This is a genomic window from Okeanomitos corallinicola TIOX110, assembly GCF_038050375.1.
Classification (GTDB): Bacteria; Cyanobacteriota; Cyanobacteriia; order Cyanobacteriales; family Nostocaceae; genus Okeanomitos; species Okeanomitos corallinicola.
In genome coordinates, this window is sequence record NZ_CP150886.1 from 4,319,679 (window position 1) to 4,340,978 (window position 21,300).

A 21,300-nucleotide genomic window follows, 5' to 3' on the forward strand; every position below is an offset into this window, starting at 1 on the left:
TATAAGTATTTCACCGGACAAGATATAAATTACTTGTTACCAAAAATTGCCTATAGAAAGTGATTATGATACCGATGCAAATACGAAAAAAATATATTACAACTGTTCATATAAAACATAAATACAGCGTTCAGTCTTATGAACAAAATAATTAATATTAATTTTGTCAAACCACAGTTTTTCAATATACCCAGTGTTTATAATCTTCCTTTCGTAGTGTAGTAACTGGGAGGATATTTATATGATTGAAATTCTCGCCACACTATCTGCCGGAGCAGCGGCAGGACTAAGATTAGGTATACCCTTGTTGATTATTGGTTTACTACAAGGCGCAAACCTATGGTCTCAAGTGCCAGTTTTATCGCGTATTTCACCTTATGTTTTAGTTGGACTATTAACCAGTTGGTCACTATTTGAACTATTTGCTTCCAAAAGGCTACGTGGGCAAAGAATCATACAAATGATCCAGTTATTTTTATCTCCCATTGTAGGGGCTATTATGGGGTTAGCTGTAGCATCAGCCGCAGAATTACCAAGTTGGATTATTGCCTGTGTTGGTGGTTTATTGGCTTTGGTACTACAACTTGTTCAGTTAGGTTGGTTTTATCGCTTGCGCGGTTTACCAATGTGGGCTGTATTCCTACAAGATAGTTTATGTGTAATTTTGGTACTTTTTGCTGTTGACGCTCCCCAACAAGGTGGACTAATTGCTTTAGTATTACTTTGGTTTGCCATTCACAGTGCTAAACAATGGTATCAGTGGTACTGGGAAAATAGCCAACAGAGGGAGTAAGGTGATGGGGAGAATAAATTACTACCTGTAACCTCTCACCTCTCACCTCTCACCTCTCACCTACTATAAAAGCCCTATGGCGTGGAGTAAACCTCTGCCGGTCAGCATTTCGATCACTAAGGCGATAAAACCTAGCATAGCTATACGGCCATTCCAGACTTCAGCGCTAGTTGTCATTCCCCATTCCCAACGTTCTTGGGGATACATTCTTACCCTTTTTTTCATCTGGGTAACTTGAGAGAGTTTCAAATCAGGTTTTTCTAAAGATTCAACTACTAAGTCTGCTAGGGCTTGAATAAATACCGGATGGGTGTTGGGTGCAGCAGCACGACGAAAGTTTTCAATTCCGGCTTCTTCGGCTATTTCCCGATATTCAATGTCAATTTCTTGCAGGGTTTCGATGTGTTCGGAAACAAAACTTATTGGCACAACTACCAAGTCTTTTACACCTTTTGCACCTAGTTCTTTGAGAGCATCCTCAGTGTAAGGTTGCAACCATTCCACAGGCCCAACCCGACTTTGATAAGCTAAGGTGTGATCATTGGGACGATTGAGGGTTTGCATAATTAATTGAGTACATTCCTCAATTTCCTGCTGATAGGGATCACCAGCTTCGATAACATAGCTTTTTGGGACACCGTGGGCGCTAAAAAAGATGTGTGCTTGATCTGGGTGAGGGAATTTATTTAGTTGCTCAATTATGAGTTCTGCCATTGCTTGCAGATAACCTGGTTGTTTGTACCAGGAAGGAATAACGGTGTATTCCAAAGGCTGAAGTTTGGGGGTTTCTTGCCACAGTTTTTCTAACAGTCGAAAACTAGAACCACTGGTACTAATAGAAAATTGGGGATAAAGTGGCAAAATTACCAACTTGTCAATTTTATCTTCTGCTAGTTGAGCGATCGCCTCTTCTGTGTAAGGATGCCAATAACGCATTCCTACATAGATATCCGCTGCTTTCCCCATCTCTTCCAGTTTGGCTTTTAAAGCATCTCCCTGTTCTTCGGTAATGCGCCGTAGTGGAGAACCACCACCAATATGTTTATAATTCTCCTGAGAAGTTTTTTCTCGCCGTGTGGCAATAAACCAAGCTAATGGTTTTTGCATCCAACGAAATGGTAGACGGATAATTTCAGGATCAGAAAATAGGTTATATAAGAATGGACCCACATCTTCTAATTTGTCTGGTCCACCAAGATTGAGTAATAATACGCCTACACGACCCATAGCAGTTACTTTCCCCCAATCCTTACAATTTTTTTACTAATGTTAACAATATATCCTTAATTAAATATAAAGCTTAATGTCCAGGTAAAGATACAATGGCAACAATTTTTAGAGATTTGAGTTACCGCTACCAGTGGTTATATGATGGTATTTCTCGTTTAGCTGCTGTAAGCGTCGGTGGTGAAGGACGTTTTCGCCAACTTGCTCTACAAGGTTTAACACTAAATTCAGAGAGTAAAATTCTGGATTTATGTTGTGGTAGTGGTCAAACTACGGAATTTTTGGTGAAATTATCACACTATGTTACAGGATTGGATGCTTCGCCTTTATCTCTCAAAAGGGCGAAAAAAAATGTACCTAGTGCTAATTATGTGGAAGCTTTTGCGGAGGATATGCCGTTTGCAGATAATTCCTTTGATATAGTCCATACTAGCGCGGCTTTACATGAAATGCAGCCGCAACAATTACGAAAAATCATTGCAGAGGTTTATCGGGTGTTGAAACCTGGTGGTGTATTTACGTTGGTAGATTTTCATCCTCCCACAAATCCGATTTTTTGGCCTGGTATTGCGGTGTTTTTCTGGTTGTTTGAAACGGAAACTGCTTGGGAGTTGTTGAAAACTGATTTACCTGGTTTGTTAAGGGAGTATGGTTTTGTGGTGGATACACCCAGTTTATATGCTGGTGGTAGTTTGCAGGTATTGAGGGGAAGTAAGTGAGAAGGTGGGGTGATGGGGGGAAATATTTACAACCCCAATATAGGCCTTCAATTTAGTTTGATTTTTTTTACATCAATCTGGTGAATTTTTTCATATAAATTGCCTAAGAAATTGGATGAAATAAGGAATATGATATTTGGCGTAATTGCTCTGTTCTGAATAAAATTGAGCTATTTGCAATAACAATTCATCTCTAAAAGATTCTTCTGAGTTTGTCCAATCAATAGGTGGTTTAATTTGTTGCCAGTAATCCTCTTGAGTCGTTTTATTTTTAACTTTTTTAATCATTAATAAAGCTCTAATTAATTCATTCTTCCGGTTCTCATCTTGAGCATTTTCAAACTCTGCTTTCCAAGAATCATGTAATTTTTCTAAATCAGAACAATCTAAACCAGTACAATAACTAATGCGATTAGATAATGCTGGTAATAGATTTTTTAATTCTTCACTATTAATCATAGCGTCTGCCATAGTAATATATATATCTTCTAAAACAATTGGTTGACCATTATACATAGGAATATTGATATGATTATGAAATGTATCTTGTAGTTCTGGGATGATAAAATATGCTTCTTTATGAATTAACCCTGTTACCCAAATACGATGATTATTGACATTTTCTTCATTTACTTGACCTTGCTGATAAAGATTAGAAAATATTTCTTCTGTGTTAGAAAACAGATAATTCTCAATATTCTGTGACTGTAAATCTAAATCAACAATAGCAAATAACTTATCAGGAGTTAAATATGAATTTTTACTATCTTCTTCATTTAATTCTAAAAGTTTAAAATAAGTATCTATAACTCCTGTCCGACCTTTACAGTTAAAAAATACTGGTATACCCTGACTCCAACTTCTAGGAACGCATTTTCTGTAAAAATTGGCATCTGGCATTCTTTCCATCTTCCCATAATTTACCACTGTTTTATTATCTAAAATACTACCTTGACCTTCACAAAGCACAACGATTTTATTAAAAATTCTCCTGTCTGTGAGGATTTTATTACAGTGTTTTACAAGTATTTCTTGATAACTATTCATAGATCAACCTGAGCAAATCTGATATATTATTGATTATTTGATTTAATTAGTTTTGGTTCAAGTTCTCTAACATGAGCAGGTGTAAGAGCTTGACATAATTCATAAGAATGAGTTGCTAGAATATATTGATTATTAGGAGACCATTGTTCTAAATCTGCTATTATTTGATACTGCCAATCTGGATGTAATGCAATTTCAATTTCATCCATTAAAACAATAGCATCTTCGATTTTATTATATTTTATCCACATATAAATACTTAATCTTTTCAATTCACCATGACTTAAATCTTCGGGATAAATTTCTATACTACTATCACCTTTATCTAGTTTAAATTTTACCTTAGAAAAGTCTTTGGCAATAGTGACTTTCTTATTAACTAAAATTAAATTTAGCTCATTTAATAAGTTTTTGTATCTATTACCATAATGACCTTCCGTATCAATAGCATCTCTAAAATCTTCATCTCTAGCGGTTGTAAATGCTTTAATTAATAAATCTACTGGAAAAAAATCATAAGTGAAAAGTCCTGGTAATTTAGATTTAGAATTTTGTAAATCTAAATCGTAATCTCTATGACTATTTTGTTCAAATAATAATCTTCTTGATGTTTGAGAAGTAAATAAAAATACTTGACTAATAGGAGCAGCTAAAAATATTTTTTGCTCAAGTTTCCTTAACCATTGCTTTGCTTGTTTTATATCTAAGTTATTATTTATTTGACAAAGTAAAACTTCATCTTCATCTTTACTTAAACCTGAAGAATAATTACAGATATATAACAAATTTTTATCAGATAAAAGACCAGATAGTTTTTGAATTACAACTTTTAATTTCGCTATATTTTTATAAAATTCATCAAGGTTAATTTTATATATTTCTAGTATATTTTCCAATCTTTGTTTCAATTCTTCAATAGTTGAGAATTTTCTTGGCTTAATAATATCAGCACTAATTAAATCACTCATAACTTCCATTAGTCGCTTATCCTTAATGGAATCACTGGCAATTTTTTGGTCAATTTCTAGTTTGTTAATTGCTTTTTCGATTTGTTCTATATCTTGTTCTGTTTTGTATATTTTATTTATAATATTTTCTATTTCCTGAAAATTAGATAATCCCAAATCATCATTATCTTTATAGCCGTTATCTTGCTGTTTTTCAATATAATTATTTTTACAAACTAAAAATCTGAGTTCAACTTCCTTCTCATCATCCCAGATATTTATAGTTGCTAATTCTCTTTCACTACTATCATCATTAACAACAAAACCTTGAAGTAAGTTTTTGATAAAAACCTTTCTTTCTGGATTTGTACAGCAATGTAATAAAATAAAAATCAATTGTAAAAGTGTACTTTTGCCGCCGCCATTTTGACTTCCTAAAGGAAAAATATTAGGTGAGAAATTTTTATCAAACTGAATATCAACATCTTTTAAAATTCGGAAATCTGGTACTCTAATTCTTAGTAACTTCATTTGAGTTTACTTCCTTGATAAAGATTACATCTTAGAATTACTTTATTAATAGCGAATTGTTGCTAATTTCTAGCATACCTTATGAAAGGTGGGCATTGCCCACCATCAGATTTTAAAGGTTTTTACAACCTACTAAACCTTAAATTTCTCAGTGATCCGTTTCATTGCTTCTTCCACATTTTCCCGACTGTTAAATGCAGAAATACGGAAATAACCCTCACCCGCAGCACCAAAACCAGAACCAGGTGTTCCCACAACATTCACAGTTTGCAGCAACTTATCGAAAAATTCCCAACTGCTTAAACCATGAGGTGTTTTCACCCATACGTAAGGTGCATTAACTCCACCATAAACCTGTAAACCGGCATTGCTGAGTTGTTCACGGATAATTTTGGCGTTTTCTAAGTAGAAACTGACTAAAGCTTTGGTTTGTGCTTTTCCTTCTTCGGAATAAACCGCTTCCGCACCTTTTTGGACAATGTAGGAAACACCGTTAAATTTGGTAGACTGACGACGATTCCATAATTTCCACAATTCTACATCAGTACCATCTGCGGCTTTTGCGGTCAGGTTTTTGGGAACGACGGTTAACGCGCAACGTGTACCGGTGAAACCCGCATTTTTGGAGAAGGAACGAAACTCGATCGCACAGTCTCTAGCACCTTCAATTTCATAGATAGAACGAGGTAAGCTGGGATCTGTAATAAATGCTTCGTAAGCAGCATCAAAGAAAATAATTGAACCGTTAGCTTTTGCGTAGTTTACCCACTCTTGTAAATGTTCTTCGGTTGCGGTTGCACCGGTGGGGTTGTTGGGGAAGCAGAGATAAATTAAATCTACTTTTTCTTTAGGTATTTCTGCGGTAAAGTTGTTTTCAGCAGTGACAGGGAGATAAACTAAACCACCATATTCGCCTTTTTCGTTAGCATCTCCGGTGTTACCCGCCATAACGTTAGTATCAACGTAAACCGGGTATACAGGGTCAGTAACCGCAATTTTGTTATTTTTACCAAAAATCTCTAAAATGTTGCCTGTATCGCACTTAGAACCATCGGAAATAAAGATTTCATCGGCTTCTATTTTTGCGCCTCTGGCTTGGAAATCTTGAGTGGCGATTTTTTCCCTTAACCAAGCATAACCTTGTTCTGGGCCATATCCTTTAAAAGATGAGCGATCGCCCATATCTTCTACTGCCTTAATCATCGCAGTCCGGCAAGCTTCTGGCAAGGGTTCGGTAACATCACCAATACCCAATTTAATGATTTTCGCATCGGGGTTAGCTTCTACAAAAGCGTTTACCCTTCTGGCAATTTCGGGGAATAAATAACCAGCTTTGAGTTTGAGATAGTTGTCGTTAACAGTAGCCATCTGAGATTTTGAAGAAACGCACTCAAATAGCTTACTGTAATTAGACAATCTCAATTTGACTTTTAATGATGTAGGGGTGGAGACTCCCCACAGCCAGAAGCCAGGGGGAGTGTCAATATAAATGGATTATATTTCGGCGATAGCTCGTTCTATGAGTCGTTTCGCTAAAGTTTGAGTGCCAGTGTGTTCATAGTAATTGGTGGAAACATCTATAAATGCGGCTACATAGTCTAATTTGTCATCGGTAAATTCCAGAAACCCGCTCAAATGATTCAGGACTTTTTCAGCAGTTAAAGCATTAGCAGCAATCATGCCATTCATCCAACCTTTAACACCATCCAAGCTATTGCCAATAAAGTCAAGTTTTCCACCTGTATTATCACCAGGAATTGCATCTTGCATGGTTCTAAAAGTGGAATTTCCCTCTAATTCTCCAGGATTCATATTACTGATCATGGATAGAGATTTTTCGATAAAATCGGGGCCGAGGGGAATTAAACCATCAACAGAAATTAATGCTGCCATGCGAATGATTGATTCTCCGCTGTATTCACCCAAAGCACTGACAAAATCCCCAATACTATCACCAGGAATACCATTAATTTGACAAAAAGCCACTAATTCAGCTACTACTTTTAAGCTTAAATCAATGGTTTGAGCTTTATCGGGTTTGGGAGTGAGATTATTTAAGAAACCTAACAGGGGGATAGTGTCACCAACTTTATTAGCTAAAGCTGCTGCACCTAAAGCATAATCTGCACTATCAACAGTTTGATATAACCATAAGGCGGTTTGATAACCTTGGGATTTATCATTAAAAAGGTAAATTGCCCGTTCCCCAATTTGCTGAATTAAATCTTCATCATCTTCACCAGTGACAGTTTTAATAGTATTGACAAAACCAACTGTATTTTGCCATTCACCGGGAACGATAAAATCTAAGGCGTTTAACATAGACACTGTTAAACCGCTGGTTGGTAGTTCATCAACTAACTCAAAAATGGGTTTACTCATAAAATTCTCTCCATCAATATTTTGTTACTTGCAGTTTAAAGTGCCAATTACTTCAACTTTTCTAAACCATCAAGATCAAACTTTTCAATCCAATCTTCGCGATCGCTGGCGTTAAATAAAGGATCTTTAGAAATCACCTTCACTTGATATTTACCCACCAAAATAGAAGTTTGGGTTTTACCTAGTTCTACCGCTGGATAACCATCAATTTCCTTGGTGCTGTTAGAATACTTAGAAGCTACTGTTGGGGTGCTAGTTGTATCGGAAATAGCCAACTGAGCCACAACTTTACCGTCTTTTTTTAAATTAGCTTCTGAGAAGCCTTTTTTCTCTTGGGTGTAAACTCGATCATAACCATCATCTCCCTCTGGAAAGAACTTGTTTAATTTACTACCCTGTGTAGCATTTTTAGCAACGGCCTGACCTGTTTTTTGCTTTGTGCTTTCCTGTTGTACTTGATCAAAACGACTAGGTGGTTTTGTCGCACAAGCAGTGGTCAGTAATAAAATACACAGTAATAAACTCGCTAAAACTCTACGTCCACGAAATAAAATCACTTCTTTTTTCTCCTTCAATACTTGAGACTTGAGTCTTTCAACTGGAAAATTTACCTTTTGATCATGATTGGTATTAAGAGTTACTAACTTTTTAGTAAATGTATCATTCAAGACGATGAGCTATCACCGCATAAAAAGGATCTCCCCCTGGTAAACCCAACCACTGTAAAAAATTTGGTGCTGTTGGACGATTAACAACAACTTCAGGAGTTGTAAAACCATTCATGGAAGCAAAGTAACCCTTGACTAACTCGACTCTAGACGATTCTGAGGCATCCCGCCAAATTTGAATAGCTTTTTGATAAAACATCCGGTTGGAAAAGCTGATTATAGCTACACCACCTGGTTTAAGAATGCGGTGAATTTCCGAAAATACAGCTTCTGGATATTGGATGTATTGAACGGAAACACAGTTGATAACTGCATCAAAACTTTGATCCGCTAAGGGTAGTTGCGGTTTTGTATTGATATTTTGGACAAAATAATGGTTTAATCGCGGGTTTCGTGCTAATTCTTCTGCATTTAACCCATGTCCCTCTACATGATCAAATTCCATCTCTGGTAGATGAGACACCCAACTACTCATCATATCAAAAATGCGGGTATTGGGTTTTAGTCGCTGAAGATATAAATCTGTTAACTGTTGAATAAAACCTTCATCAACATGAGTGACAAAGCGGGGATAGTCATAAAATAATTTATCATCTGTGTCATCTAACTTGATTCTGTGATCTGCACGTAATAGCATAGGTATCTAATGGAAACAATTATTCACTAACTGGTACTCATTTTGTATACTAATCTAAGTTATTTTGCCTATAAAAGTAAACTGAGGCTTTAGATGTCAATAAATTTTATGTATGAAGATGAAAAAATAAACCACTCCCAACAAAAAATACACAGATAAATTAGGATTTTTTTAGTAAAACAATGCTTTATAAATCACCTTTATTTCTCAATATTCAACGGCAGATTATTAAATTTCCTCAAGTTAGTTTGTTAGTTTGGCTAATTCCTTTATTGCTATTTAATTCTGGAGAAAATAGCTTAATGGCCCATGATGAATCTCTTTATGCAGCTAGAGCGAGGTTGATGTTTGATTCTGGAAATTGGGTAGCACCTTGGGAAAATGCCCATCATAAAACCCCCGGTTTTTATTGGCTAATTGCTATTTTTTATCGGTTTTTTGGCGTTAGTGAGATCACTGCTAGAATACCGGGGATGATAGCAGGAATTTTGATGACATTGGTTGTCTATGAATTAGGCAAAATTTTATTAGGTAAAAGATTAGCTTACCTTTCAGTTGCTATTTTAAGCGTAGAATTTCTCTGGTTACAATATAGTCGTTTAGTTGCTCCCGATATACCTACATTTTTATTAGTATTTACGGCGATTTTATGTTTATTAAAATCTGAAAAAAAATCTCAATATCGCCTTGCTTATGGTTTTTTTATTGGTGCAATGTTTGGTTTCGGTTTCTTGATGAGAAGCTTTATGATTTTTTTGCCAATGGTGGCTTTATTACCTTATTTAATCGGAGAACATCGTCGTCATCATCATCTCACAAACCCAATGTTATATGTAGGTTTTTTAGTTGGGTTGATTCCTACTTTTGTCTGGTTGTGGTTTAGTTGGCTAAGTTATGGTGGTAATAGTGTAGAACAGTTGTTACAATTTGTTGTCAATCTTGGTAGTCGTGAACAACATGGAAATAATATCCTGTTCTATTTTTGGAATATTCCCTTAAAATCTTTCCCTTGGTCTTTTTTCAGTATTTTAGGACTATTTCTTATTATTCGTAAACCTATTTCTCGCTATCAATTACTTTTGGTTGGTTTTCCTATAACTCTATTTGTAGAAATTAGTTTATTTTCAACTCGGTTTTCTCACTATGCTCTAGGAATTTATCCTTTTATTGCTATGTTTGCATCTGTGGGTTTAGACTGGTTAGGGAAAATTTATCAATCTAGAAAATCAGTCAATTTTCCAGCACATTTACCCAGAAATATTAGTTATGGCTTTGGTATTTTAGGCTTAATATTTTTCCTGGCTGGGTTAATCGCTTTATTCTTAGATATTCAAAATATTCAAAAGTATGTTATTTTAGGTATGACTGCTGGTTTAAGCTGTTTAATTATCCCTGTAGTTTGGATTAGTCGTGATCATTTTCATCAACAATATTTGACTGCTTCCTACTGGATAGGTGCTTGGTTAATTTCTGCGTGGATATCTATAGCTACGGCTGGAAATTTGGGATTATTGAGTGATTTTAATCCTGGATTTATGACATTTTTTAGACAAGAATCAATTGCAAGCATTATCCAAAATCATCCTATTAATTTTGTCAGATGGGCTAGTAAATACGCTGAATTAATTTATTTTTATACTCCTATTTCTGGTCAAAATGTCAATGAAATTTCTGAATTACCAGCATTGAGTTATGCTTGGATTTATACGCCTAATGCTGGTGAATTAAATCAAAAATATCATGTGATTGGTAGTATTAAAGACTATCAATTAATTCAGATTTTACCACCCATAAATAAAAGCTAGTAGTTGGGATTTAACCCATAAAACAGAGCCAAAAAATTTATTTAACTTCGGTTTCTTTACTTGCTGATTCCTGATTTTTAAATAAATCAGCAGTTGCTAATAATAGCTCTCTCAAACTTTGTCTTAGTTCATCTTCTTTTTTAGCTATTGCTACACCTGCTGCACTGAGTTTATTTTCGATTTGTGAATGTTTTTCTTTTACTTGTGTAACTACGGTTTCAGGTTGCGGTAAAGCTTGATTATACCAGGTTTTAGCCTCATCTAAATAATCTTGAATTTCTCCCGAACGTCCACCATAACGTGCAGCTAAATTAGCGCGAATGACAGCTACTTGTGCTTGCAATTGAGCATATCTTTTTTTTAATAAAGTGACTTCTTCACTATTTTGGATAGTATTAATTGCTGAGGATATCGCATCTTTAATGAAGTCAGATTTTTCTTGACTTGTTTGTTTGATGTCTGCTAAAATCCCATCAACTTCTTGTTGTAGTTCTTCCTCTTCATGCTCTAGTTTTACTTGAATTTGTTTGAGTTCTGATTGAGTTTTAACAATCATTTCATGTCTTTTACTATTCACTGCTTCTAATGCACCTTCAATAGCAACTGTTACTTCTTCTTTAATTTCACCACCTTTATCTTGGCAATTTTCAACTACAGCGGAAACAGCATCTTTAACTAAGTTATTTAAATCACTAGAACCTGCTTGAAATTCATCAGCAACTTCGGAAACTGCGGTTTTAACAATTTCCCTAATAGTTTCAGTTCTTAATCTTCCTGCATCTCTAGCTTCTTGTAAATCTACAGTGATTTTTTCTTTAATATTGTTAGTCATTGTTAACCTTGAGAATAATCATAATGCTACATCTCTATTATGAAGTAGTTTTTTTATCCATCCACTAACTTTAGATATAAAGTACAGAATCAAAGGTTAGATTTGTGTAAAATTACCAATTTGTGAGATGATGAATAGTTAGGGGTTCAGAAATTCTCAACTCCTACTGTTAGTAATGTTAGTAATTGGAAATTATCTATGTGGTGTGTTAATATTACTTGTTCTGGAGATGCTTGGAAAATTCACGGTGCTGAATTTAAAGCAATGGCAGAAAATTATCAAACTGAGGTGATATCTTCTAAAAAATTGCCGGATGGAACTCGCATCATGGCTTATAAAATTGAAGATGTTAGTGATGCGGAGGAATTTCAAGAAAGATGCGCTAATTTCTCTGGGTTTACAGCTGATTTTGAAGCTTTGTAATTATGAAAAAACTCATGACTTTGATATTATTCACTTTTTGTTTGTGGATAATTAATTTTACTTCTCCTGTTCATGCTTTAGATACGCAAAATGGGGCAGAAGTTTTTAGTGCTAATTGTGCTGGATGTCATATTAATGGTGGTAACATTATTAGAAGAGGTAAGAATTTAAGAAAGAATGCTTTGAAAAGATATAAAATGGATTCTTTGGATGCGATTATAAATATTGTCACTAATGGTAAAAATAATATGTCGGCTTATCAAGAAAGGTTGACAAATGAAGAAATTGAAAATGTCGCAGCTTATGTTTTGGAACAAGCGGAAAACAACTGGAAATAATCAAAGTAATAATAATATCAAAAATATCATGTTACCTGAATCAAGTTATTTACAATTTACTCCTGATTTAAAAATTTGCCGAATTTTAAATGGTATGTGGCAGGTTTCTGGAGGACATGGACGGATAAATCAAAAACCTGCAATTGAGTCTATGTTTAATTATGTGGATGCGGGTTTTACTACTTGGGATTTAGCAGACCATTATGGCCCTGCGGAGGATTTTATTGGTGAATTTCGTCGTCAGTTAATTGCAACTCGTGGTGAGGAAGCTGTTAATAATATTCAAGCTTTGACAAAATGGGTTCCCCGTCCTGGGAAGATGACAAAACAAATTGTGGAGGAAAACATCAACATTTCTTTGAGAAGAATGGATGTTAAATCTTTGGATTTGATGCAGTTTCATTGGTGGGAATATAAAGACTCTAATTATTTAGATGCTCTCAAATATATGGCAGAATTGCAAACGGAAGGGAAAATCAAACATTTAGCTTTGACTAATTTTGATACGGAACATTTGCAAATTATCACGGAAGCGGGAATTAAGATTGTTTCTAACCAGGTGCAGTTTTCTTTGGTAGATAGAAGACCACAGGTAAATATGGTGAATTTCTGTCAGGAACATGATATTAAATTGTTTAGTTATGGTAGTTTGTGCGGTGGTTTGTTGTCAGAGAAATATTTAGGTCAAGATGAACCACGGGGTTTTGATTTGAATACTACCAGTTTGAAGAAATACAAAAATATGATTAATGCTTGGGGTGGTTGGAGATTATTTCAAGAGTTACTAAACACTTTAAAAACAATTGCTGATAAACATCAAGTCAGTATGGCAAATGTGGCTGTAAATTACATTTTAAATCAGCCAGCGGTAGGAGGTGTAATTGTGGGTGCAAGGTTAGGAATTGCAGAACATTTACAAGATAATGCGCGGGTGTTTGGGTTTAGTTTGGATGCTGAAGATGTGGATAAAATTGATGGGGTTTGTCAGCAGTCGCGGAATTTATATGAGGTAATTGGTGATTGTGGAGATGAGTATAGAAAGTAATTGAATAATCAATATCCTCAACTTCTTTGTTATTTAGTAAATAAATTATGAATTGATATTAGAAGTCGGGGATATAGGGTTTTACTTTTTGGGTAATAAAGCAATTCGATAACCCAAAGCATCTAAAAATTCAATTAAGGTGTAAATTTCATTACCAGCATTTTCTGATAATAATTTATCAAGTTGGTCATAACTTTGTTTTGCTCTTTCTGAGAGATTATTACTTAATATTCTTGCTTCAATAATATCTTTTAATGCTGAAAGCAGTATTTCTGGTTCACGTCCTTCTTCATTTAATTCTAAAAATGTTTCTAGATAAGCTGTAGCTTCTTCTATGTCTATGAGAGACGAAATCAAATAATCATGGTAACTTCTGCTTTTACTTCTGTCATAATCTCTCCAATATTCTTTAGCTGTCAATATATCTTGTTCTTGCGTACTTTTATTTCCACCACAGAACAAAAGTATTATTTCTAACCCAATTTGTCCAAAATAAATCCGGTATCCAGGTCTATAGTCTATTTTTAGTTCACAGACTCCTTGACCAACTGCGCGGTAGTTTCCTAAATTACCTAATTCAACTCTTTTTAATCTATTCCTTATTTTAGCTCTTGCGGTTCTGTCTCGCAAAGAATTAAGCCATTCTTCAAAAGAAATTTTACCTTTTGGTGTGATGTAGTTTTGTATTTCTCTTGGTTGTACTTCCACTATTGGTTTATTAATGCTACATCAAGTAGTCTACTGGAAATTGTGTTTTGCTGTGTAGATTTCGCCAAATAAATAACTATACTAATTAACTAAAATATTTTAAATGTTCAATTATATTAATTTGTTGCATATTTATTGCCTCATAATTAAGAAAATAAAGTATATGCTTCTGATACCTAATTTATTCAATTAATTAATGCTTGAAAACTTTCATCTTCCCGAATAGCATCAAAATCAGAGTTAGTTTTTGCCCATTCTTTAACTTCTTCAGGATGTATATTAATTGCTGTTTGTAGATTTTTAATTGCTTGTTTAAGATTACTTTGTAGGGCATAAATACGGGATTTATTGTACCAAGCTAGGTGATAATCAGGTTTAATTTCCACAGCTTTGTCGTAAGAAGATATTGCTTCTTCATACTTGCCTAAATTATTGAGGGAAATGCCACGGTTGTTCCAAGCTAGGTGTAAATCAGGTTTAATTTCCACAGCTTTGCCGAAGGAAGATATGGCTTCTTTATCCCTGCCTAAATTGTACCAAACTAGGTGTAAATTAGGTTTAATTTCCACAGCTTTGTCGTAGGAAAATATAGCTTCTTCATACCTGCCTAATTTGTGTAGGGAAATGCCACGGTTGTACCAAGCTAGGTGTAAATCAGGTTTAATTTCCACAGCTTTGTCGTAAGAAGATATTGCTTCTTCATACTTGCCTAAATTATTGAGGGAAATGCCACGGTTGTTCCAAACTTGGTGAAAATCAGATTTAATTTCCACAGCTTTATCGTAAGAAGATATCGCTTCTTCATACTTGCCTAAATTATCTAGGGAAATCCCCCGCTTATTCCAAATTTCATGTTGATTAAGTTGAAATTTTAAATGAAGAATCACAGCTTTTGTTTTATTATCTTTCATTCTCAAAGCAAGAATCGCAGCTTGTTTCTTATCATCAGCACAGAGTTTATCTAAAATATTACGAACATGAGTTAGGACAGTTCCCACTGTAATATATAGTTTCTCCGCAATTTGTCTATTACTATTACCATTCACGATTAACTCTAAAATTTCTAATTCTCGTTGAGTTAAAGGATATGTTTCTAAAACCTGTTCATATTCTTTGGACAAAGTATCTATGTTGACAGTTGTTAATTCCAGAGCTTTATCGTAAGAAGATATTGCTTCTTCATCCCTGCCTAAATCATGTAGGGAAATACCCCGATTGTACCAAGCGTAGTGGTAATCAGGTTTAAATTCCAGAGCTTTATCGTAGGAAGATATCGCTTCTTCATGATTTTTTATAACTCTTTGTAAATAACCTAATCTAAAAAATAATTCAGCTTTTTGTTCATCATCTATTTCATGTTCAATAATATCTACAAGTTCTAAAATTTCCTGATTTATTTCTTCATTCGTTAAACTTACATATTGTTCATAAGTTCCTTCCTGAATAATCCGTGTTGCTTCTGGTTCTAGAGTTGTGGAATCTAAAGGCAAATCAAATAAACCAGACCGCCAATCAAAGAAATCGGGGGCGAGGTGAATAAAATATTTAATAGCAAACTGCGGTAATAAGAAAACAAAACAAATATTAAAACTATCCCGAAACTGTTCTCGCTGTTGGTTGATATTAATTAAAATCGGTGGTACATCTTCCCCACTGTAGTGATGGGTTTCTCGACTACTCCAACCTGCTAATTTTTTAGATTCTTCATATTCATATAAAGTGGACTCTAAACCTGTAATAAATAAAATATTTATCTGGTTTTTATATTCTAAGTTTTCAACTTTTTTATATAAGTTAGTAACGTTTTTATCTAAATTGAGAACTTCTATATTTTGATCATGAATATCTGTTTTTACTTTACTAATTAATTGTTCACCTCCAGCGGGAGAACAGCGCACAAATAATATACCAAAGCCTTCTGTAAACTGGAGTGTACGAAGAAATACTTGATATTCTTCATCTTGTTCTCTTGGTAAATCTTGATCCCAATTACTTAATTTAAGAGGCATAATTTTATTTAGATAATAATGTAGGTTGGGTTGAGATACGAAACCCAAAATTTCTGTCATTCTGTTGGGTTTCACTGCGTTCTACCCAACCTACAATCAATTTTCTAAGGCTATTTTTATCCAGGATATAATTGATTATAGTTATCCTGAAATGTTGTTATTCCTTTAATCAGATGATGAATATCATACCAAACTCTACTTTCTCCATTTGATTCTAGATAATGATATTGTAAAATACAACGATTAAATAATAAACCCCGGTACAGTTGATCATAAGTTATTTCTTGAGAATGATGAACATTTGCCAGTGCTTCCCATTTATTATATAGAGTCATATTAGCGTGAAATACGAAGATTTAGACTTTAGCTAAAATTAGCTGATAATAAAACTAACCTATTTGAATAAACCCTATGGAAACCCTCACCTTAAACATACCTCCCGCAGTAGGTTTAACAGATGAACAGTTTTATCAACTTTGCATCGCTAACGAACCTTGGCAATTAGAACTTTCTCAAACAGGAGAATTAATAATTATGTCCCCCACAGGAGGAGAAAGTGGGATTAGAAACTCAGATATTAACATAGAACTGGGTGTATGGAATCGGCAAACGAAACTAGGTAAAGTATTTGACTCCTCCACCGAATTTAAATTACCCAATGGTGCTTATCGCTGTCCTGATGCAGCTTGGGTGAAATTATCACGTTGGGAGGCTTTAAGTCCAAAAGATAAAAAACGTTTTCCTCCCCTTTGTCCTGACTTTGTAATTGAATTGCGTTCTGAAACCGACAACTTAGAAAAATTAAAAATTAAAATGCAAGAATATCAAAATAATGGCGCACTTTTAGGATGGTTAATTGACCCCCAAACACCCTTAGTAGAAATTTACCGTCCCGGAAAAAATGTAGAAATTATCAACTTTGATTTTCACAACCCACCAAAACTTTCTGGAGAAGAAATCTTACCAGGTTTTATACTAGACTTACAAATAATTTTAAATCCATAGATTATAAATTCAAACCTCATGACTTCCCAAAAAACAATCCCCACCGGCTACCTCCGCAAAATTCATCATATCGCTTTAAACGTCGCCGATATGCAAACTTCTCGCCATTTTTATGGTCATATTTTAGGCTTACACGAACTCCAAGGAGAAGAAATACCAGAAACATTAAAAGAACTCGTTGCTAAGGGAAAAGTCGCTAATTTCATTACCCCAGATGGAACAATATTAGACTTATTTGGAGAACCGGAATTATTACCACCAGACTCAGACCCCAGTAAATCATTTACAAGAGCATATCATTTAGCATTTGATATTGATCCACAATTATTTGAACAAGCTGTAAATGTAATTAAAAATAATAACTTAGTCATTGCACATGGCCCCGTTACCCGTCCCACAGGTAGAGGAATTTACTTTTATGATCCCGATGGGTTTATGGTAGAAATTAGATGTGATCCTAATTAACATAGGAAGTTTAATCAAGTCAAATATCAAACTTTAAATAAATCAATTATTATCTTTTCTTCCTTTGCTCCTTTGCGCCTTTGCGTGAAACAAAATCTTAGTAAATCATTGATAAAGATGCGTTAAACTGTCGCTAACGCACCCTACAAAATTGATTGATTTTTGCAGACTAAAAAACCTACTGCCAAACGTAGATAAGGATAAACAAAATAATCCAGATAACATCAACAAAGTGCCAAAACAACGAAGTTGAATTAACACCAAAGTGACCATTATCGTAATTACCGGGCAGAAAAGAACGAATGAAAATGATTAACTGTAATAAAATTCCGGTAAAAACGTGCAAACCGTGAAAACCAGTTAACAGGTAAAACATCCCGCCATAAGTACCGGAAGTAAAGCCAAATTCTAATTGACTCCATTCCACAGCTTGACCATATAAAAAGTAGCTACCCATTAACATTGTAGCTAACAAAAATATGCGAAATCCTACTAGATTTTTCTGTTCTAGGTTCTTTTCGGCAAAGTAAATTACAAAACTACTAGCAACCAGAATTACTGTATTTATTGATGGTGCTAATACTTCTAATCCTTCCACACCAGCAGGTAGCCAATTTTCACTGGTGGTTTTGTAGACGATATAACCAGCGAAGAAACTTAAAAAGATGACGCTTTCTGATAAGAGAAAGACAATAAAACCAAACATTTTATTGCCTTCTTCGTCGTGTTCATGTTCATGGGAAACATGATGTAATTCTTCTGGTTTAATGGAACTATCCATTGGTGTTTTTCTCCTTTTGATTGGGCAATACTGTTCAGTTAAGGATGGTTTTTTAAACGAACCGCAGAGGCGCAGAGGACGCTGAGGTAAGAAAAAAATGTATTTTCTTAACTGAACTGTATTGTTTTTATTCGGCTGTTTTTATGGCTTGGTTTTCGAGGTTGGCTGTTAATGGTTCAGATTGTCCGTAACCGTAGGGTCCGTTAATAATGATGGGAATTTCTTCAAAGTTTTCTACAGGAGGTGGTGAAGAAATTAACCATTCTAAACCAATTGCCCGCCAAGGATTTGCAGGGGCTTTTTCACCTTGCATCCAGGAAATTAAGATGTTGAAAATGAAGGGTAAGGTGGACATTCCTAATAAGAATGAACCTAAGCTTGCTAGTACATTCCAGAAGGTATATTCTGGTGCATAGGAAGCGACTCGGCGTAACATCCCTTGCAAACCTAATGGGTGCATGGGTAAAAAGTTTAAGTTTGTACCGATGAATGCTAACCAAAAGTGTACTTTTCCCCAACCTTCGTTAAACATTCTCCCTGTCATTTTGGGAAACCAATGATAGATAGCTGCATACATTCCCATTGTTACTGTTCCGTAGAGAACATAATGGAAATGTCCGACGACAAAATAGGTGTTATTAACATGAACATCTACTGGGACAGAGGAAAGCATTATTCCTGTAATTCCAGCAAAAACAAACATGATTAAAGCACCTAATGCAAATAACATTGGTGTAGTTAATCGGATTTTTCCACCCCAAATTGTGGCTACCCAAGCGAAGACTTTAATGCCTGTGGGAACTGATACAAACATGGTTGTTACCATGAATAGTAAGCGCATCCAACCAGGTGTTCCACTCACATACATATGGTGTACCCAAACAATGGCACTCACCATAGCAATTAACATGGAAGAAACTGCAACTACTTTATAACCAAAAAATGGTTTACGGGCATAAACTGGGAAGATTTCCGAGAAAATTCCGAAGATGGGCAGGATAATTACGTAAACTGCCGGGTGGGAATAAAACCAGAAATAATGCTGGAACATGACGGGGTTTCCGCCTTGGGTGGGGTCAAAAAATGCTGTTCCCACTGTGATGTCCAACAGCAACATGACCGCACCAGCGGTTAAGGCAGGAAGTCCAAATAATTGGATAATTTGAGCGCTGAATACTGCCCAGACAAATAGGGGCATTCTGAAAAAGCCCATGCCGGGCGCTCGCATTTTGACGATGGTGGTAACAAAGTTAACTGCACCCATGATGGAGGAAACACCGGAAATAGCTACTGCTAATAACCAGAGAACTTGCCCGTTAATTAAGTTACCTGTGGGGTTTTGGGTACTGACGGGAGGGTAAGCCCACCAACCTGCTTGTGCGGGGCCACCGGGGACGAAAAAGCTGGACATGAGGAGAATTCCCACCACTGGCACCATCCAAAAGGCGGCGGCGTTGAGGCGAGGAAATGCCATGTCTCGCGCCCCTATCATGATGGGTACGAGGTAGTTGGCTAAACCAACGAGGGAGGGAAATGTCCACAGGAACAACATGACTGTTCCGTGCATGGTGAACATTCCGTTATAAAATGTGCGGTCTACTAAGTCAGATTCGGGGGTGATGAGTTCTCCCCGTAGTATCATGGCGAAAATGCCACCAACGAGGAAGAACATAAAGGAAGTAACGAGGTATTGAATACCGATTACTTTGTGGTCTGTACTGAAGGTAAAATATGTTTTCCAGTTGGTTGGCGGTTCGTGATGTGATTCACTGCCAATGTTTAGAGAAATGTTTGTCATGGGATTTTAGATTTTAGATTTTGGATTTTAGATTTTAGGTTTTAGATTTAAAAAATCCTGTAAATCCTGAAATCCTGGACATCCTGATTCAGAGAAAATGGAAGTTTCGCGCAAAGAGGCAAAGAAGCAAAGGCGCAAAGGAAGAAAGGAAAGTTTATTGTCTATTCCCAGTCACCTGTTAACCGGAAAAGTTGACTATTGGTGGTGCTGCGGGTTTGACGGTTTCCCAACCAGTTTGGATTTTTTCGTTATGGTTTTGGGCGTATTCGGTAGCGGCTTGATTCTTGGCGGGACTAGGGGTTTGAGTTGCTGCGGTTTCTAACCAGGTGTGATATTCTTCTGGGGTTTCTACTACTACGTCGGCTTGCATGGTTGCAAAGTATGTGCCGCTGTATTGGGAGTCGGTGAGGCTATATTTACCGGGACGAATGGGGGTAAATTCAAAGTCTATGGTTTTACCAGGTACGATGTCTTGTTTGAGGCGAAATGCAGGGATGTAAAATCCGTGGAGTACATCTTCTGATTGTAGGGCTAAATGCACTCGGCGATCGCTTGGTAAGTGCAATTCTGTACTGCTAATTCCTGTTTCGGGATATTGGAATACCCACGCCCATTGTTTGGCAATAACGTTAATTTTTTCTAGTTCTATGGGTTCGTTTTCTGTTTCTATTTCTATTTCTGTTGCTGCTGGTGTTTCTGTTGCTTCTGCAAAAGCAGCTTGAATATGAATGGGGTTATGTAAATGTAGTAAATGGGATGGCCCTTGAATTCCCATTTGTTCATACACTTCATAACTGTAACTAGCTATCCACAATACCAACATGATAGGAATAGCAGTCCAAATAACTTCTAAGGTGATGTTACCTTCAATGTGTGGTCCATCACTAAAGTCATAATTGTTGGCACGGTGGAAGAGAACAGAATACAAAATAACAGCGGTGACACCTAAGAAAATAAATGCCCCAATTGTTACTAAAAAGCTAAACAAATCATCAATCAAATGTGATTCAGCCGCAGCTTGGGGGGGAAGCCAGAAATAAGCCTGTTTACCAATGAAAATACTTGTAATGGTGATGACAAATCCCCCTATCATCAACAAGAAAAGATTAAAAATCAACCGAATGTTCATAGTTATTCATT

21 protein-coding genes and 1 pseudogene are annotated in these 21,300 nt (G+C 35.7%); 8 read left to right on the forward strand and 14 right to left on the reverse strand.

Annotated features, from left to right (window positions below; translation table 11 throughout):
• The first annotated feature begins 241 nt into the window (after positions 1-241).
• Complete coding sequence (locus tag WJM97_RS18905; RefSeq protein WP_353930319.1) at positions 242-793, forward strand: DUF4126 domain-containing protein; 552 nt, start codon at positions 242-244, stop codon at positions 791-793.
• Between the two features lie 63 nt (positions 794-856).
• Here the strand turns inward: WJM97_RS18905 and hemH are convergent, their stop codons facing one another.
• Positions 857-2,020 (reverse strand): ferrochelatase, encoded by a 1,164-nt coding sequence (hemH, locus tag WJM97_RS18910; protein WP_353930320.1) that lies wholly within the window; start codon positions 2,018-2,020, stop codon positions 857-859.
• A 95-nt stretch (positions 2,021-2,115) separates the two neighbouring features.
• Between hemH and WJM97_RS18915 the strand changes: the two genes are divergently transcribed.
• Positions 2,116-2,739, forward strand: coding sequence for a class I SAM-dependent methyltransferase (locus WJM97_RS18915; protein ID WP_353930321.1), 624 nt, complete (start codon positions 2,116-2,118; stop codon positions 2,737-2,739).
• Between the two features lie 90 nt (positions 2,740-2,829).
• Here the strand turns inward: WJM97_RS18915 and WJM97_RS18920 are convergent, their stop codons facing one another.
• The 6 genes from WJM97_RS18920 to WJM97_RS18945 all read right to left on the reverse strand — a co-directional run bounded on the left by WJM97_RS18920 (position 2,830) and on the right by WJM97_RS18945 (position 8,951).
• The gene (locus tag WJM97_RS18920; protein ID WP_353930322.1) at positions 2,830-3,786 is read right to left on the reverse strand and encodes a hypothetical protein; all 957 of its coding nucleotides are present in this window, start codon (positions 3,784-3,786) and stop codon (positions 2,830-2,832) included.
• A gap of 26 nt (positions 3,787-3,812) precedes the next feature.
• Positions 3,813-5,264: an AAA family ATPase gene (locus WJM97_RS18925; protein ID WP_353930323.1), complete on the reverse strand. Its 1,452-nt coding sequence runs from the start codon at positions 5,262-5,264 to the stop codon at positions 3,813-3,815.
• Positions 5,265-5,396: 132 nt separating this feature from the next.
• A complete protein-coding gene (locus WJM97_RS18930) occupies positions 5,397-6,632 on the reverse strand; it encodes an LL-diaminopimelate aminotransferase (protein ID WP_353930324.1) in 1,236 nt (411 codons plus the stop codon).
• Positions 6,633-6,758: 126 nt separating this feature from the next.
• Entirely contained in the window at positions 6,759-7,646 is an 888-nt protein-coding gene (locus WJM97_RS18935; protein WP_353930325.1) for a hypothetical protein, read from the reverse strand.
• Positions 7,647-7,693: 47 nt separating this feature from the next.
• Positions 7,694-8,203, reverse strand: a complete 510-nt coding sequence (locus WJM97_RS18940) for a hypothetical protein (RefSeq protein WP_353933215.1) — start codon at positions 8,201-8,203, stop codon at positions 7,694-7,696.
• A 103-nt stretch (positions 8,204-8,306) separates the two neighbouring features.
• Positions 8,307-8,951 (reverse strand): class I SAM-dependent methyltransferase, encoded by a 645-nt coding sequence (locus WJM97_RS18945; protein ID WP_353930326.1) that lies wholly within the window; start codon positions 8,949-8,951, stop codon positions 8,307-8,309.
• A gap of 182 nt (positions 8,952-9,133) precedes the next feature.
• Here WJM97_RS18945 and WJM97_RS18950 point away from each other — a divergent pair, with 182 nt between their 5' ends.
• Positions 9,134-10,756, forward strand: coding sequence for a glycosyltransferase family 39 protein (locus WJM97_RS18950; RefSeq protein ID WP_353930327.1), 1,623 nt, complete (start codon positions 9,134-9,136; stop codon positions 10,754-10,756).
• A 37-nt stretch (positions 10,757-10,793) separates the two neighbouring features.
• Here the strand turns inward: WJM97_RS18950 and WJM97_RS18955 are convergent, their stop codons facing one another.
• A complete protein-coding gene (locus WJM97_RS18955) occupies positions 10,794-11,588 on the reverse strand; it encodes a histidine kinase (RefSeq protein ID WP_353930328.1) in 795 nt (264 codons plus the stop codon).
• Between the two features lie 198 nt (positions 11,589-11,786).
• On the opposite strand from WJM97_RS18955, the gene WJM97_RS18960 reads away from it, so the two are divergent.
• Genes WJM97_RS18960 through WJM97_RS18970 form a run of 3 tightly spaced genes read left to right on the forward strand, consistent with a single transcriptional unit; the run spans position 11,787 to position 13,394 of the window.
• Complete coding sequence (locus WJM97_RS18960) at positions 11,787-12,011, forward strand: hypothetical protein (protein ID WP_353930329.1); 225 nt, start codon at positions 11,787-11,789, stop codon at positions 12,009-12,011.
• 2 nt (positions 12,012-12,013) lie between these two features.
• Positions 12,014-12,349 carry a cytochrome c6 PetJ gene (gene petJ / locus WJM97_RS18965; protein ID WP_353930330.1) on the forward strand — a complete coding sequence of 112 codons (336 nt, stop codon included), beginning with the start codon at positions 12,014-12,016 and terminating at the stop codon, positions 12,347-12,349.
• Between the two features lie 25 nt (positions 12,350-12,374).
• Positions 12,375-13,394 (forward strand): aldo/keto reductase, encoded by a 1,020-nt coding sequence (locus WJM97_RS18970; protein WP_353933216.1) that lies wholly within the window; start codon positions 12,375-12,377, stop codon positions 13,392-13,394.
• A 375-nt stretch (positions 13,395-13,769) separates the two neighbouring features.
• Here WJM97_RS18970 and WJM97_RS18975 read toward each other — a convergent pair.
• The 3 genes and pseudogenes from WJM97_RS18975 to WJM97_RS18985 all read right to left on the reverse strand — a co-directional run.
• A pseudogene (locus WJM97_RS18975) lies at positions 13,770-14,102 on the reverse strand (type II toxin-antitoxin system RelE/ParE family toxin); the annotation flags it as partial.
• A 185-nt stretch (positions 14,103-14,287) separates the two neighbouring features.
• Complete coding sequence (locus WJM97_RS18980) at positions 14,288-16,111, reverse strand: tetratricopeptide repeat protein (RefSeq protein ID WP_353930331.1); 1,824 nt, start codon at positions 16,109-16,111, stop codon at positions 14,288-14,290.
• A 116-nt stretch (positions 16,112-16,227) separates the two neighbouring features.
• Positions 16,228-16,446 carry a hypothetical protein gene (locus WJM97_RS18985; RefSeq protein WP_353930332.1) on the reverse strand — a complete coding sequence of 73 codons (219 nt, stop codon included), beginning with the start codon at positions 16,444-16,446 and terminating at the stop codon, positions 16,228-16,230.
• Between the two features lie 76 nt (positions 16,447-16,522).
• On the opposite strand from WJM97_RS18985, the gene WJM97_RS18990 reads away from it, so the two are divergent.
• Complete coding sequence (locus WJM97_RS18990) at positions 16,523-17,116, forward strand: Uma2 family endonuclease (RefSeq protein ID WP_353930333.1); 594 nt, start codon at positions 16,523-16,525, stop codon at positions 17,114-17,116.
• 18 nt (positions 17,117-17,134) lie between these two features.
• Positions 17,135-17,581 carry a VOC family protein gene (locus WJM97_RS18995; protein ID WP_353930334.1) on the forward strand — a complete coding sequence of 149 codons (447 nt, stop codon included), beginning with the start codon at positions 17,135-17,137 and terminating at the stop codon, positions 17,579-17,581.
• A 178-nt stretch (positions 17,582-17,759) separates the two neighbouring features.
• Here the strand turns inward: WJM97_RS18995 and WJM97_RS19000 are convergent, their stop codons facing one another.
• From WJM97_RS19000 to WJM97_RS19010, 3 genes are all read right to left on the reverse strand, one after another.
• Positions 17,760-18,362: a heme-copper oxidase subunit III gene (locus WJM97_RS19000; RefSeq protein ID WP_353930335.1), complete on the reverse strand. Its 603-nt coding sequence runs from the start codon at positions 18,360-18,362 to the stop codon at positions 17,760-17,762.
• Positions 18,363-18,489: 127 nt separating this feature from the next.
• A complete protein-coding gene (ctaD, locus tag WJM97_RS19005) occupies positions 18,490-20,160 on the reverse strand; it encodes a cytochrome c oxidase subunit I (RefSeq protein ID WP_353930336.1) in 1,671 nt (556 codons plus the stop codon).
• A 178-nt stretch (positions 20,161-20,338) separates the two neighbouring features.
• A complete protein-coding gene (locus WJM97_RS19010) occupies positions 20,339-21,289 on the reverse strand; it encodes a cytochrome c oxidase subunit II (protein ID WP_353930337.1) in 951 nt (316 codons plus the stop codon).
• Between the last annotated feature and the right edge of the window lie 11 nt (positions 21,290-21,300).